The 15236-nt window shown below is 52.9% G+C and carries 9 protein-coding genes and 2 pseudogenes; 9 read left to right on the plus strand and 2 right to left on the minus strand.

All coding sequences use genetic code 11. From position 1 onward, the window contains the following. The first annotated feature begins 281 nt into the window (after positions 1-281). From secE to shiA, 9 genes and pseudogenes are all read left to right on the plus strand, one after another. Complete coding sequence (gene secE, locus JZM30_RS18880) at positions 282-665, plus strand: preprotein translocase subunit SecE (RefSeq protein ID WP_252320662.1); 384 nt, start codon at positions 282-284, stop codon at positions 663-665. Position 666: 1 nt separating this feature from the next. After that, a complete protein-coding gene (gene nusG / locus JZM30_RS18885) occupies positions 667-1212 on the plus strand; it encodes a transcription termination/antitermination protein NusG (protein WP_252320664.1) in 546 nt (181 codons plus the stop codon). Between the two features lie 152 nt (positions 1213-1364). Then, complete coding sequence (gene rplK, locus JZM30_RS18890) at positions 1365-1793, plus strand: 50S ribosomal protein L11 (RefSeq protein WP_252320666.1); 429 nt, start codon at positions 1365-1367, stop codon at positions 1791-1793. Between the two features lie 3 nt (positions 1794-1796). After that, positions 1797-2501: a 50S ribosomal protein L1 gene (gene rplA, locus JZM30_RS18895; RefSeq protein WP_252320668.1), complete on the plus strand. Its 705-nt coding sequence runs from the start codon at positions 1797-1799 to the stop codon at positions 2499-2501. Positions 2502-2808: 307 nt separating this feature from the next. Beyond that, positions 2809-3297, plus strand: a complete 489-nt coding sequence (rplJ, locus tag JZM30_RS18900) for a 50S ribosomal protein L10 (RefSeq protein WP_252320913.1) — start codon at positions 2809-2811, stop codon at positions 3295-3297. 75 nt (positions 3298-3372) lie between these two features. After that, on the plus strand, positions 3373-3738 hold the full coding sequence (gene rplL, locus JZM30_RS18905; RefSeq protein ID WP_252320670.1) for a 50S ribosomal protein L7/L12: 366 nt from the start codon (positions 3373-3375) through the stop codon (positions 3736-3738). A 326-nt stretch (positions 3739-4064) separates the two neighbouring features. Next, positions 4065-8093 (plus strand): DNA-directed RNA polymerase subunit beta, encoded by a 4029-nt coding sequence (rpoB, locus tag JZM30_RS18910; protein WP_252320672.1) that lies wholly within the window; start codon positions 4065-4067, stop codon positions 8091-8093. Between the two features lie 91 nt (positions 8094-8184). After that, complete coding sequence (gene rpoC, locus JZM30_RS18915) at positions 8185-12408, plus strand: DNA-directed RNA polymerase subunit beta' (protein WP_252320674.1); 4224 nt, start codon at positions 8185-8187, stop codon at positions 12406-12408. 297 nt (positions 12409-12705) lie between these two features. Further along, a pseudogene (gene shiA / locus JZM30_RS18920) lies at positions 12706-13967 on the plus strand (shikimate transporter); the annotation flags it as partial. 51 nt (positions 13968-14018) lie between these two features. On the opposite strand, the pseudogene JZM30_RS18925 reads toward shiA, so the two are convergent. Beyond that, positions 14019-14516 (minus strand): annotated as a pseudogene (locus JZM30_RS18925) (GlcG/HbpS family heme-binding protein). A 103-nt stretch (positions 14517-14619) separates the two neighbouring features. Next, complete coding sequence (locus tag JZM30_RS18930) at positions 14620-15072, minus strand: response regulator transcription factor (RefSeq protein WP_438801524.1); 453 nt, start codon at positions 15070-15072, stop codon at positions 14620-14622. Between the last annotated feature and the right edge of the window lie 164 nt (positions 15073-15236).

Here is a 15236-nt window from a genome sequence, read left to right on the forward strand (position 1 = left end):
GTGCAGGTGTTGTTGCCAAAGTTATGGCGTAATCGCCAATAAATTTGACTCAACATGTAGTAAAAGGGCATCATTTGATGCCCTTTTACTACGCTGCCCTCAGTAGAGCCTATCTCATCACGGATTGTAGCGTATAATCCTGCTAATCTGTGGTGAGATAGGCTCTGTAGATTACAGCGTAAATGCCGCGTTTCGCTGCGAGCGAAACATCATGTCGGTTTGGTTTGCCCTGCGTTGAGGGGCAAAGTTATTTGTCTGATTCATGAGTGATAGGTTGGTTTATGAGTGCAAATACCGAGACCCAGGGTAGTGGGCGTGGCCTGGAAGTGATCAAGTGGCTGGTTGTGGCGGCTTTACTCGTTGTTGCCATAGTGGGTAATTATTACTACCGCGAGTACAGTCTGCCGCTTCGCGCGTTGGCCGTTGTTATCCTGATTGCTGCCGCAGGCGGTGTTGCACTGTTAACCGCCAAAGGCAAAGCAACGGTGACCTTTGCCCGTGAAGCGCGCACTGAAGTTCGTAAAGTGATTTGGCCAACCCGCCAGGAAACGCTGCATACCACGTTGATCGTTGCCGCGGTAACTGCCGTGATGTCACTGATTCTGTGGGGGCTGGATGGTATTCTGGTCCGTTTGATATCATTTATCACAGGCCTGAGGTTCTAAGATGTCTGAAGTTCCAAAAAAACGTTGGTACGTCGTTCAGGCGTTTTCCGGCTTTGAAGGCCGCGTTGCACAATCGCTGCGCGAGCACATCAAATCGCACAACATGGAAGAGCTGTTTGGCGACGTCATGGTGCCGACCGAGGAAGTGGTTGAGATTCGTGGCGGGCAACGTCGTAAAAGCGAACGCAAATTCTTCCCTGGCTACGTGTTGGTACAGATGGTAATGGAAGACGCCAGCTGGCATTTGGTGCGTAGCGTTCCGCGTGTGATGGGCTTTATCGGCGGTACGTTCGATCGTTCTGCGCCAATCAGCGACAAAGAAGTTGACGCTATCATGAACCGCCTGCAACAAGTGGGTGATAAGCCGCGTCCGAAAACGCTGTTCGAACCGGGCGAAATGGTGCGCGTCAACGACGGCCCGTTTGCCGATTTCAACGGTGTGGTGGAAGAAGTGGATTACGAGAAAAGCCGCCTGAAAGTGTCGGTCTCCATCTTCGGACGTGCTACGCCTGTTGAGCTGGATTTCGGCCAGGTGGAAAAGGGCTGATATAGCCTGTCGTTCGTAAAGAAATTCTTGTATCTGGCGCGAAATTAATCTATTACTTCGCGCCTTTTGTTTTTAGGTGCTATGGCATCTGAAAAAATCAAAAATCACGGGGAGCCTTTTTAAGGCGTTATTACCCATTAGAGGAAAGTTAAATGGCCAAGAAAGTACAAGCCTACGTCAAGCTGCAAGTTGCAGCTGGTATGGCTAACCCGAGCCCGCCGGTTGGTCCTGCTCTGGGTCAGCAAGGTGTGAACATCATGGAATTCTGTAAGGCATTCAATGCTAAAACAGAAAGCCTGGAAAAAGGTCTGCCGATTCCGGTTGTGATCACCGTTTACTCCGACCGTTCCTTCACCTTCGTTACCAAAACGCCTCCGGCAGCAGTTCTGCTGAAGAAAGCGGCTGGTATCAAGTCTGGTTCTGGCAAGCCGAACAAAGACAAAGTAGGTAAAGTGACCCACGCCCAGGTTATGGAAATTACCCAGACCAAAGCGGCGGACATGACAGGTGCCGACGTGGACGCTATGGCGCGTTCTATCGCGGGTACTGCTCGTTCCATGGGCCTGGTAGTGGAGGACTAAGAGATGGCTAAGCTGACCAAGCGCATGCGCGTGATCCGTGAGAAAGTTGATGCTACCAAACAATATGACATCAACGAAGCTGTAGCCCTGCTCAAAGAGCTGGCCACTGCTAAGTTTGTTGAAAGCGTTGACGTTGCCGTAAACCTGGGCATCGACGCACGTAAATCTGACCAGAACGTTCGTGGCGCAACTGTACTGCCGCACGGTACTGGCCGTTCCGTTCGCGTTGCCGTATTTACCCAAGGCGCAAACGCTGAAGCTGCTAAAGCAGCTGGCGCAGAGTTGGTAGGTATGGAAGATCTGGCTGACCAGATCAAGAAAGGCGAAATGAACTTTGACGTGGTTATTGCTTCTCCGGATGCAATGCGCGTTGTTGGCCAGTTGGGTCAGGTTCTGGGTCCGCGTGGCCTGATGCCAAACCCGAAAGTTGGTACTGTAACGCCGAACGTTGCTGAAGCGGTTAAAAACGCGAAAGCCGGTCAAGTTCGTTACCGTAACGACAAAAACGGCATCATCCACACCACCATCGGTAAGGTTGGTTTCGACGCTGACAAACTGAAAGAAAACCTGGAAGCTTTGCTGATTGCGCTGAAAAAAGCCAAACCAGCTCAAGCGAAAGGCGTGTACATCAAGAAAGTTAGCATCTCCACCACCATGGGTGCTGGCGTTGCCGCTGATCAGAGTGGCCTGAACGCGGTCGCTAACTGATAGCTTTACCTGGGCGAAAGATGTACGTATAATCTTACGCCCATTGTCCTTAAATGGACGAAACAGATTTTTTCGGTTGGAGCATGGCCTGATCCAGGCCTCCGTCCAAGACCGCAGGTGCTTCAACGTTTTAGGGTTTTCCTGAAGAACGCGAAGCTTAATTTTCCTGCGTAGACGGTGACAGAGCCTAAAGAAAATTTTCTTTTACTGGATTCTGCTCACCGTGTTTTGACGCCTGTTTTCCATGTGGTTGCAGGTGAAGTGAGTTCCGGAAATGTATTCCGGCTATATCCAGGAGCACAAGCTAATGGCATTAAATCTTCAAGACAAACAAGCGATTGTTGCTGAAGTCAGTGAAGTGGCCAAAGGCGCGCTGTCTGCGGTTGTTGTGGATTCTCGTGGCGTAACCGTAGATAAAATGACTGAGCTGCGTAAAGCAGGTCGTGAAGCTGGCGTATACATGCGTGTTGTTCGCAACACCCTGCTGCGTCGCGTCGTTGAAGGTACTCAGTTCGAATGCCTGAAAGACACGTTTGTTGGTCCGACCTTGATTGCATATTCTATGGAACACCCGGGCGCTGCTGCTCGTCTGTTCAAAGAGTTCGCGAAAGCGAATGCAAAATTCGAGGTTAAAGCTGCAGCCTTTGAAGGTGAGTTGATTCCGGCGGCTCAAATTGACCGTCTGGCAACGCTGCCGACTTACGAAGAAGCAATTGCACGCCTGATGGCGACCATGAAAGAAGCCTCTGCAGGCAAACTGGTCCGTACTCTGGCAGCTGTTCGCGATCAGAAATAAGCGGCGTAATCGCCCTTTTCCTGTTTTCGCATTTGCTTACGTATAAACTATTTCTGATTGTTAGGAACAATTGTCATGTCTATCACTAAAGATCAAATTATCGAAGCAGTTGCCGCTATGTCCGTAATGGACGTTGTTGAGCTGATCTCTGCTATGGGAGAAAAATTCGGCGTTTCTGCTGCCGCTGCTGTAGCTGTTTCTGCTGGCCCGATTGAAGCTGCTGAAGAGAAAACTGAATTCGACGTTATCCTGAAAGCTATCGGCGCTAACAAAGTTGCCGTAATCAAAGCTGTTCGTGGCGCAACTGGCCTGGGTCTGAAAGAAGCGAAAGACCTGGTTGAGTCTGCACCTGCTGCGCTGAAAGAAGGCGTGAGCAAAGATGACGCTGAAGCTCTGAAGAAATCTCTGGAAGAAGCTGGCGCTGAAGTTGAAGTTAAATAAGCCAACCCTTCCGGTTGCAGCCTGAGTTTTCAGGCTGATGGCTGGTGACTTTTTGGTCACCAGCCTTTTTGCGCTGTAGGGCATCTGTGGTGTTTCGCACCGTTTGGCCACGGATTATCCCAATATTTTTTTCTATCGACGCCTTAATATACTGCTTTCCAGCCTGGGTTCCCTGCCTGTGCAAAAGCAATGAAATGATTTAAGAGTGATAGAAAGACGTATTAACGAAGGGCGGATTGCCTTTCGATCAACAAAATCGTGTAGCAATGAACCGTCCTGTCAGGACGAGCAAGTGGTTCTTACTTTTCAGCGAGCTGAGGAACCCCATGGTTTACTCCTATACCGAGAAAAAACGCATTCGTAAGGATTTTGGTAAACGTCCGCAAGTGTTGGACATACCTTATCTCCTTTCTATCCAGCTTGACTCGTTTCAGAAGTTCATCGAGCAAGATCCGGAAGGCCAGTACGGTCTGGAAGCCGCATTCCGTTCCGTATTCCCAATTTCAAGCTACAGCGGTAGCTCTGAGCTGCAATACGTAAGCTACCGTTTGGGTGAGCCCGTATTTGACGTCAAAGAGTGTCAGATTCGCGGGGTGACCTTCTCAGCACCGCTGCGCGTCAAGCTGCGTCTGGTGATCTACGAGCGCGAAGCGCCGGAAGGCACCGTAAAAGACATCAAAGAACAAGAAGTGTACATGGGTGAAATTCCGCTCATTACCGAAAACGGGACCTTTGTTATCAACGGTACTGAGCGCGTTATCGTTTCTCAGTTGCACCGTAGTCCGGGCGTGTTCTTTGACAGCGACAAGGGTAAAACCCACTCTTCCGGTAAAGTGCTGTATAACGCACGTATCATCCCTTACCGTGGTTCCTGGCTGGATTTCGAGTTCGATCCGAAAGATAACCTGTTTGTGCGTATCGACCGTCGCCGTAAACTGCCAGCGACCATCATTTTGCGCGCGCTGGGCTTCTCGGCTGAAGAAATCCTGGACCTGTTCTTCGACAAAATTGTCTACGAGATCAACGGCAAAAAGCTGCAAATGGATCTGGTGCCTGAGCGCCTGCGCGGTGAAACCGCCTCGTTCGACATCGAAGCCAATGGCAAAGTGTACGTTGAAAAAGGCTGTCGTATCACCGCGCGCCACATTCGCCAGTTGGAAAAAGACAGCGTAGAGCGCATTGAAGTACCGGTCGAATACATCGCCGGGAAAGTGCTGGCGAAAGACTATGTAGACGCAGGCACCGGCGAACTGATCGGTGTGGCGAACATGGAGCTGTCGCCGGATCTGCTGGCTAAACTGAGCCAGGCAGGCCATAAGCGCATTGAGACCCTTTTCACCAACGATCTGGATCACGGCCCGTACATCTCCGAAACACTGCGTGTAGACCCGACCAACGATCGCCTGAGCGCGCTGGTTGAAATCTATCGCATGATGCGTCCGGGCGAGCCGCCGACACGTGAAGCGGCAGAAACGCTGTTTGAGAACCTGTTCTTCTCTGAAGATCGTTACGATCTGTCCGCTGTGGGCCGCATGAAGTTTAACCGCTCCCTGCTGCGCGATGAGATCGAAGGTTCCGGTATCCTGAGCAAAGACGACATCATTCAGGTGATGAAGAAGCTCATCGATATCCGTAACGGTTCCGGTGAAGTCGATGATATCGACCACTTGGGCAACCGTCGTATCCGTTCCGTGGGCGAAATGGCGGAAAACCAATTCCGCGTTGGCCTGGTGCGCGTAGAGCGTGCGGTGAAGGAGCGTCTGTCCCTGGGCGATCTGGATACCCTGATGCCACAGGACATGATCAACGCTAAGCCGATTTCGGCGGCGGTGAAAGAGTTCTTCGGTTCCAGCCAGCTGTCCCAGTTTATGGACCAGAACAACCCGCTGTCCGAAATTACGCACAAACGCCGTATCTCCGCGTTGGGCCCAGGTGGTCTGACCCGTGAACGCGCTGGCTTTGAAGTGCGTGACGTACACCCGACCCACTACGGTCGCGTATGTCCTATCGAAACGCCGGAAGGTCCGAACATCGGTCTTATCAACTCGCTGTCCGTGTACGCGCAGACCAACGAATACGGTTTCCTTGAAACCCCGTATAGTCTGGTGCGTGACGGTGTGGTAACGGATGAAATCCATTACCTGTCCGCGATTGAAGAAGGTAACTACGTTATTGCACAGGCGAACACCAACCTCGACGAAGAAGGGCATTTTGTTGACGATCTGGTGACCTGCCGTAGTAAAGGCGAATCCAGCTTGTTCAGCCGCGATCAGGTTGACTACATGGACGTTTCCACCCAGCAGGTGGTTTCCGTCGGTGCATCTCTGATCCCGTTCCTGGAACACGATGACGCCAACCGCGCCCTGATGGGTGCGAACATGCAACGTCAGGCTGTACCGACCCTGCGCGCTGACAAGCCGCTGGTAGGTACTGGTATGGAACGCGCTGTGGCCGTTGACTCCGGTGTAACTGCCGTTGCCAAACGCGGCGGTACCGTACAGTACGTCGACGCATCCCGTATCGTTATCAAAGTTAACGAAGACGAGATGTATCCGGGCGAAGCGGGCATCGACATCTACAACCTGACCAAATACACCCGTTCTAACCAGAACACCTGTATCAACCAGATGCCGTGTGTGTCTCTGGGTGAGCCAGTTGAACGTGGCGATGTGCTGGCTGACGGCCCGTCTACCGATCTGGGTGAGCTGGCGCTGGGTCAGAACATGCGCGTTGCGTTCATGCCTTGGAACGGCTACAACTTCGAAGACTCCATCCTCGTGTCCGAGCGTGTAGTGCAGGAAGACCGTTTCACCTCTATCCACATTCAGGAACTGGCGTGTGTGTCTCGTGACACCAAGCTGGGGCCAGAAGAGATCACTGCCGACATCCCGAACGTGGGTGAAGCTGCGCTCTCCAAACTGGATGAGTCCGGTATCGTGTATATCGGTGCTGAAGTAACGGGCGGCGACATTCTGGTCGGTAAAGTGACGCCGAAAGGCGAAACTCAACTGACGCCGGAAGAGAAACTGCTGCGCGCGATCTTCGGTGAGAAAGCGTCTGACGTTAAAGACTCTTCCCTGCGTGTGCCGAACGGCGTATCCGGTACGGTTATCGACGTTCAGGTCTTTACCCGTGATGGCGTGGAAAAAGACAAACGTGCGCTGGAAATCGAAGAGATGCAACTGAAGCAGGCCAAAAAAGACCTGACGGAAGAATTGCAGATCCTCGAAGTCGGTCTGTTTGCCCGTATTCACGCCGTGCTGGTCTCCGGCGGCGTGGAAGCAGACAAGCTGGACAAGCTGCCGCGTGAGCGTTGGTTGGAACTGGGTCTGACTGATGAAGAGAAACAAAATCAGTTGGAACAGCTGGCCGAGCAGTACGATGAGCTGAAACACGAATTCGAGAAAAAACTCGAAGCGAAGCACCGCAAGATCACGCAAGGCGACGATCTGGCTCCGGGCGTCCTGAAGATCGTCAAGGTGTATCTGGCTGTTAAACGTCATATTCAACCGGGTGACAAGATGGCAGGCCGTCACGGTAACAAGGGTGTTATCTCTAAGATCAACCCGATCGAGGACATGCCTTACGATGAGAACGGTACGCCGGTCGATATCGTATTGAACCCGCTGGGCGTTCCATCGCGTATGAACATCGGTCAGATTCTGGAAACCCACCTGGGTATGGCGGCTAAAGGTATCGGCGAGAAGATCAACGCCATGCTGAAACGTCAGGAAGAAGTGGCTAAACTGCGTGAATTCATCCAGAAAGCCTACGATCTGGGTAACGACGTGCGTCAAAAAGTCGACCTGAACACCTTCACTGATGATGAAGTGTTGCGTATGGCGGATAACCTGAAGAAAGGGATGCCGCTGGCAACGCCAGTGTTCGACGGTGCCAAAGAGTCCGAGATCAAAGAACTGCTGACGCTGGGTGGTCTGCCGACCTCCGGTCAGATCACGCTGTTCGATGGTCGTACCGGTGAACAGTTTGAGCGTTCAGTAACCGTCGGTTACATGTACATGCTGAAACTGAACCACTTGGTTGACGACAAGATGCACGCGCGTTCTACCGGTTCTTACAGCCTGGTAACCCAGCAGCCGTTGGGTGGTAAAGCCCAGTTCGGTGGTCAACGCTTCGGTGAGATGGAAGTGTGGGCGCTGGAAGCGTATGGCGCAGCTTATACCCTTCAGGAAATGCTGACGGTGAAATCCGATGACGTCAACGGCCGTACCAAGATGTATAAAAACATCGTGGATGGTGACCATCGTATGGAACCGGGCATGCCGGAGTCCTTCAACGTACTGTTGAAAGAAATCCGCTCGCTGGGTATCAACATTGAGCTGGAAGAAGGTTAATCCTGCTCGCTGGTACGCTTTGCTCGTGTAAAGGAGTGCCTGAGCTTCGGCTCAGGCATCCAACAGGTCTAACTCCGACGGGAGCCAATCCGTGAAAGACTTATTAAAGTTTCTGAAAGCGCAAACCAAGACCGAAGAGTTTGATGCGATCAAAATTGCGCTGGCATCGCCAGACATGATTCGTTCCTGGTCTTTCGGTGAAGTTAAAAAGCCGGAAACCATTAACTACCGTACGTTCAAACCTGAACGTGACGGTCTGTTCTGCGCCCGTATCTTCGGGCCAGTGAAAGACTATGAGTGCCTGTGCGGTAAGTACAAGCGCTTGAAACACCGTGGCGTTATCTGTGAGAAATGCGGCGTTGAAGTGACCCAAACCAAAGTGCGCCGTGAGCGCATAGGCCACATCGAGCTGGCGTCTCCGACTGCGCACATCTGGTTCCTGAAATCACTGCCGTCCCGTATCGGCTTGCTGCTGGATATGCCGCTGCGCGATATCGAACGCGTGCTGTACTTCGAATCCTATGTGGTGATTGAAGGCGGCATGACCAACCTGGAAAAACGTCAGATCCTGACTGAAGAGCAGTATCTGGACGCGTTGGAAGAGTTCGGTGACGAATTCGACGCCAAGATGGGTGCCGAAGCGATCCAGGCCCTGTTGAAAAACATGGATCTGGAACAGGAATGTGAACAGCTGCGCGAAGAGTTGAACGAAACCAACTCTGAAACCAAGCGTAAAAAGCTGACCAAGCGCATCAAGCTGCTGGAAGCGTTCGTACAGTCTGGCAATAAGCCGGAGTGGATGATCCTGACCGTGCTGCCTGTGTTGCCGCCGGATCTGCGTCCGCTGGTTCCGCTGGACGGTGGTCGTTTCGCAACCTCAGATCTGAACGATCTATATCGTCGCGTGATCAACCGTAACAACCGTTTGAAACGTCTGTTGGATCTGGCTGCGCCGGATATCATCGTACGTAACGAAAAACGTATGCTGCAAGAAGCGGTAGATGCCCTGCTGGATAACGGTCGTCGCGGTCGTGCGATTACCGGTTCCAACAAGCGTCCGCTGAAATCTTTGGCCGACATGATCAAAGGTAAGCAGGGTCGTTTCCGTCAGAACCTGCTCGGTAAGCGCGTGGACTACTCCGGTCGTTCCGTTATTACCGTAGGTCCGTACCTGCGTCTGCACCAGTGCGGTCTGCCGAAGAAAATGGCACTCGAACTGTTCAAACCGTTCATCTACGGCAAACTGGAACTGCGTGGTCTTGCTACCACCATCAAAGCCGCCAAGAAAATGGTTGAGCGTGAAGAAGCCGTGGTTTGGGATATCCTGGATGAAGTTATCCGCGAACACCCGGTACTGCTGAACCGTGCGCCGACCCTGCACCGTTTGGGTATTCAGGCGTTCGAACCGGTTCTGATCGAAGGTAAAGCCATTCAGTTGCACCCGCTGGTGTGTGCGGCGTATAACGCCGACTTCGACGGTGACCAGATGGCTGTTCACGTACCGCTGACGCTGGAAGCCCAGTTGGAAGCGCGTGCGCTGATGATGTCGACTAACAACATTCTGTCTCCGGCGAACGGCGAACCTATCATCGTTCCGTCTCAGGACGTGGTATTGGGTCTGTACTACATGACCCGTGACTGTGTTAACGCCAAAGGCGAAGGCATGGTGCTGACCGGTCCGAAAGAAGCAGAACGTATCTACCGTGCGGGTCTGGCCTCGCTGCATGCGCGCGTTAAAGTGCGTATCACCGAGCATGAGAAGAATGCGCAGGGTGAGTGGGTGGCTAAAACCAGCCTGATCGACACCACTGTGGGCCGCTCCATCCTGTGGATGATCGTGCCGAAAGGTCTGCCGTACTCAATCGTTAACCAGGCGCTGGGTAAAAAAGCCATCTCCAAGATGCTCAATACCTGTTACCTCGTGCTGGGACTGAAGCCGACCGTTATCTTCGCTGACCAGATCATGTACACCGGTTTCGCCTATGCAGCGCGTTCCGGTTCTTCTGTTGGTATCGACGATATGGTCATCCCGGCGAAGAAAGTGGAAATCATCAACGAAGCGGAAGCCGAAGTTGCTGAAATCCAGGAACAGTTCCAGTCTGGTCTGGTAACCGCTGGCGAACGCTACAACAAAGTCATCGACATTTGGGCCGCTGCTAACGAGCGCGTGGCCAAAGCGATGATGGAAAACCTCTCGACCGAAACCGTTATCAACCGTGATGGCGAAGAAGAGCGTCAGGTTTCCTTTAACAGCATCTTTATGATGGCTGACTCCGGTGCGCGTGGTTCTGCGGCACAGATTCGTCAGTTGGCCGGTATGCGTGGTCTGATGGCGAAGCCGGATGGCTCCATCATCGAAACGCCGATCACCGCGAACTTCCGTGAAGGTCTGAACGTACTCCAGTACTTCATCTCCACGCACGGTGCGCGTAAAGGTTTGGCGGATACCGCGTTGAAGACAGCGAACTCCGGTTACCTGACCCGTCGTTTGGTTGACGTGGCACAGGATCTGGTCGTGACCGAGGACGATTGCGGCACGCACGAAGGCATCATGATGACTCCGGTTATCGAAGGTGGCGACGTTAAAGAGCCGCTGCGTGAGCGCGTACTGGGTCGTGTAACGGCTGAAGACGTTCTGAAGCCGGGCACCGCTGACATTCTGGTAGCGCGTAACACGCTGCTGGACGAACAATGGTGTGACCTGCTGGAAGAAAATTCCGTCGACGCCGTTAAAGTTCGCTCTGTGGTGAGTTGTGAAACCGACTTCGGCGTGTGCGCCAAGTGCTACGGTCGCGACCTGGCACGTGGTCACATCATCAACAAAGGTGAGGCCATCGGGGTTATCGCAGCACAGTCCATCGGTGAACCGGGTACTCAGCTGACCATGCGTACGTTCCACATCGGTGGTGCGGCATCGCGTGCGGCGGCTGAATCCAGCATTCAGGTGAAAAACAAAGGTAACCTGAAACTGTCCAACGCCAAGTTCGTTAAGAACGCAGCGGGCAAGCTGGTTATCACCTCGCGTAACACCGAGCTGAAACTGATCGACGAATTCGGTCGTACCAAAGAAAGCTACAAAGTGCCATACGGTGCGGTAATGGGCAAAGGCAACGGTGACGAAGTGACCGGCGGTGAAACCGTCGCAAACTGGGATCCGCATACCATGCCAGTTATCACCGAAGTGGGCGGTAGCATTCGCTTCACCGACATGATCGATGGCCAGACGATTACTCGTCAGACTGACGAACTGACCGGTCTGTCCTCCATCGTGGTTCTGGACAGTGCAGAACGTACCGGTGGTGGTAAAGATCTGCGTCCGGCACTGAAAATCGTGGATGCCAAAGGTAACGATGTATTGATCCCGGGCACCGATATGCCGGCACAGTACTTTCTGCCGGGCAAAGCGATCGTTCAGTTGGAAGATGGCTCTCAGATCGGTGCCGGTGACACCCTGGCTCGTATTCCGCAGGAATCCGGCGGTACCAAGGACATCACCGGTGGTCTGCCGCGCGTTGCCGACCTGTTCGAAGCGCGTCGTCCGAAAGAACCGGCTATCCTGGCTGAAATCACCGGTATCATTTCCTTCGGTAAAGAGACCAAAGGCAAACGTCGTCTGGTGATCTCTCCGTTGGATGGCAGCGATGCTTACGAAGAGATGATTCCGAAATGGCGTCAGCTCAACGTGTTTGAAGGTGAACGCGTAGAACGTGGCGATGTGGTTTCTGACGGTCCGGAATCGGCGCACGATATTCTGCGTTTGCGTGGTGTGCATGCGGTAACCCGTTACATCACCAACGAAGTGCAGGAAGTTTACCGTCTGCAAGGCGTTAAGATTAACGATAAACACATCGAAGTTGTCGTTCGTCAGATGCTGCGTAAAGGGACCATTGCCAGCGCGGGTAGCTCCGAGTTCCTGGAAGGCGAGCAGGCAGAAGTGTCGCGCATCAAGATCGCCAACCGTCAGTTGGAAGCGGATGGCAAGATCCCGGCTACGTACCACCGTGACCTGCTGGGTATCACCAAGGCATCTCTGGCAACCGAATCCTTCATCTCTGCGGCATCGTTCCAGGAAACGACGCGCGTGTTGACGGAAGCGGCCGTTGCGGGTAAACGCGACGAACTGCGCGGTCTGAAAGAGAACGTCATCGTGGGTCGTCTGATCCCAGCCGGTACCGGTTATGCGAACCACCAGGATCGCATGCGTCGCCGTCATGCGGGCGAAGTGCCAGCAGTCGCTCCGGTGAGTGCTGATGAAGCTTCTGCAAACCTGGCTGAGCTGCTGAACACAGGCTTTGGTAGCAGCGACGACGAATAAGCTATCTACCGATAACGCTTAAACGTCTAAACCCCGGTCCGTTGGCCGGGGTTTTTTTATCTCTCAGCCTGCGAGCACACAGAAAAAAAGCAGACTTGCTCCCCTTCGTCACGCATACTTCTTAATCATACTTTTGTAACCATGATATGAATTTCTTCTGAGTAATAAATAATGTACAGTTGTGTAAATTTAAAATAACGAGACGAACATGAACAGCACAAGCACACCAATGTCGCCGCAGAGCGATAGCGCAGCAAACCACAACAGCTCACAATCTCTGCCTAAAGCCATACACATAACCGGGCTCGTCGTGCTGCATGGGGAAGTTTTGTCGGCGCCGTTGTCGACTGGTATGACTTTCTACTGTACGGAATAGTTGCCGATTTGGTGTTTAACACCGAATTTTTCCCACAGATAAGCCCGACCATGGGCACGTTGGCGGCATTCGGGACTTTTGGCGTTGGCTTCTTGTTCCGCCAGCTGGGCGGCATGGTGTTTGGTCACTTCGGCGATCGTCTGGCTCGTAAACGCATGCTGATGATCACCGTGTGGATGATGGGGATCGCCACCGCGTTCATCGGCCTGTTGCCTTCATTTGCGTCTATCGGCTGGTGGGCTCCGGTGTTGCTGGTCACCCTGCGCGCCATTCAATGGTTTGCTGTCGGCGGCGAGTGGGGCGGTGCAGCGTTGCTTGCGGTAGAAAGCGCGCCGAAGAAGAAAGCCTTTTACAGTAGCGGCGTGCAGGTCGGTTATGGTGTCGGCTTATTACTGGCGACAGGGTCTATTTCTGTCGTCAGTCATTGGACGACCAACGAGGAGTTTGTGACCTGGGGCTGGCGGCTACCGTTCCTGTGTTCAGCCTGATACTGGTTGCCATTGCCTGGTGGATGCGTAACGGCATGGATGAATCCCAGGAGTTTGAAGCCAATAAAACGCTGCAAGAACGCGCTAACAAACTGCGCCCTTTCCCTATTTTTGAAGCATTGCGCAAACATCCAAAAGCATTTCTACTGATCATTGCCTTGCGCCTTGGCGAACTGTTGACGATGTATATCGTTACGACCTTTGCGTTGAACTACTCAACCGCACATCTCGGTCTGTCGCGCTATATGTTCCTGAATATAGGTCTGCTGGTGGGGGCAATCAGCTGTTTCTCTATTCCCGCTTTCGCCTGGCTGACAGCTTCGGCCGTCGTCGTATCTATGTTACCGGAGCGCTGATCGGTGCGGCCAGTGCAGTTCCGTTCTTTATCGCGTTGGAGCATCACAACACGGTGCTGATCCTGCTGTTCGCTATTCTGCTGGCGAATGTCGCGCATGATATGATCGTTAGCGTACAGCATGTTTACCGAACTGTTTGGTACCGCCTACCGCTATAGCGGTGCAGGCGTGGGTTATCAGGTCGCGAGCGTGGTGGGCGGTGGCTTTACGCCGTTTATCGCCGTGTTGCTGGTGACCGGGTTCTCCGGTGCTTGGTACGGCGTTGCAGGTTATCTGGCGATAGGGTGCCTGATCTCTGCCGTGGTAGGTATGAGTATGAAGCCGCAATCAACGGATTAAGAGCGAATAAAGACCGTAACGCGATAGTGCTGTACGTTACGGTCTCTTCCATTATTTTGCGCTAAGTTGGGCTTTAACCGCCTCGATCGCATCCAGCGCACACTGTTGGTCGATACTGCCCGAGGGCGTGCCACCAATGCCAATCGCCCCAATGGTTTGATCCTCCACTTTTACCGGCACGCCACCAGCCAGCAATAAAAAGCCTGGAATATCACGCAGATTTTGCGCTTCAGCATTCGCCTAGGCGTTTTTCATCACGTTTTCCGTGGGCGCTTTCGTGGTGAGTGCGGTAAACGCCTTCATCCGGCTGGCTTCGAGGGTATGCGGGCCGGCGTTGTCCATGCGTTTGGCCAGCTTCACTACGCCAGCACGATCGACGATGGTTACCGCCACGTTCACATTCTTGGCGACGCAGGATTGGATGGCATGCTGTGCCAACTGTTCGGCCAGTGCCAAAGAAAGATTTTTCTTGCTTAATACGCCATTGGCAAAGCTGGGAAAGGCGGTAATGCCGCTGAAAAGCAGAGTGGTGATAAGAAGACGTTTCATCATGTCTGGCTCCTGTGGTCCTTGGAAGGTATTCGACAAGGAGAGCGTAACCAGAGTCGGTAGGAGGAACCATTCGCTTGATTACTCAAACCACTGCGTAATTTTACGGAGCTTTATCGATAAGTGATTTCCCACCATACAGTTTTATCAATTTTGCCAGCGAGTTTATTTCCAGTTTAGCAAACAGGTTGGCGCGGTGTGCTTCCACGGTGCGGGCGGAGAGTTCCAGATCTTTGGCGATCTCTTTGTTCGATTTCCCTTCCATCATCAACGCCATCACTTCATGCTCGCGCGCAGAAAGCGTATTGAGCTTATCCCGTAACTGTGTGGCTTGTTGGCACTGGTTGGCCTGCGTTTGAAACTGTGTCATCGCGCCAGAAACCGTTTCGAGCAGCAGATCCGCATCGATAGGCTTGGTTAAAAACTCGAAGGCACCACTTTTAAAGGCGCGTCGGCACAAATTGATATTGCCATGGCCTGTCATGATGATGACGGGGATATCTATGCCGCGTTGTTGCCACTCATCCAACAGGGTGAGCCCTGTTTTGCCTGGCATACGAATATCGAGCAGCAGACACCCGTGCAGCGAATGCTAGTCGCTGTGCTGCTGTTCGAAATCGGCAATACTGGCATAGGGTTGTGTGTGCCACCCCGACGGTTGCCAGCAACGCGCTGAGTGAGTCGCGGATAGCGTCATCATCATCAATCAGATAAACACAT

Source organism: Candidatus Symbiopectobacterium endolongispinus (genome assembly GCF_018777385.1).
Lineage (GTDB): Bacteria > Pseudomonadota > Gammaproteobacteria > Enterobacterales > Enterobacteriaceae > Symbiopectobacterium > Symbiopectobacterium endolongispinus.

Excerpts from the sequence above, each read along its gene's own strand:
- nusG (WP_252320664.1), top strand. The coding sequence starts at position 667 with ATGTCTGAAGTTCCAAAAAAACGTTGGTACGTCGTTCAGGCGTTTTCC.
- JZM30_RS18930 (WP_438801524.1), bottom strand. The coding sequence starts at position 15,072 with ATGCCAGGCAAAACAGGGCTCACCCTGTTGGATGAGTGGCAACAACGC.
- rpoB (WP_252320672.1), top strand. The coding sequence starts at position 4,065 with ATGGTTTACTCCTATACCGAGAAAAAACGCATTCGTAAGGATTTTGGT.
- rplK (WP_252320666.1), top strand. The coding sequence starts at position 1,365 with ATGGCCAAGAAAGTACAAGCCTACGTCAAGCTGCAAGTTGCAGCTGGT.
- rplL (WP_252320670.1), top strand. The coding sequence starts at position 3,373 with ATGTCTATCACTAAAGATCAAATTATCGAAGCAGTTGCCGCTATGTCC.
- rplJ (WP_252320913.1), top strand. The coding sequence starts at position 2,809 with ATGGCATTAAATCTTCAAGACAAACAAGCGATTGTTGCTGAAGTCAGT.
- rplA (WP_252320668.1), top strand. The coding sequence starts at position 1,797 with ATGGCTAAGCTGACCAAGCGCATGCGCGTGATCCGTGAGAAAGTTGAT.
- secE (WP_252320662.1), top strand. The coding sequence starts at position 282 with ATGAGTGCAAATACCGAGACCCAGGGTAGTGGGCGTGGCCTGGAAGTG.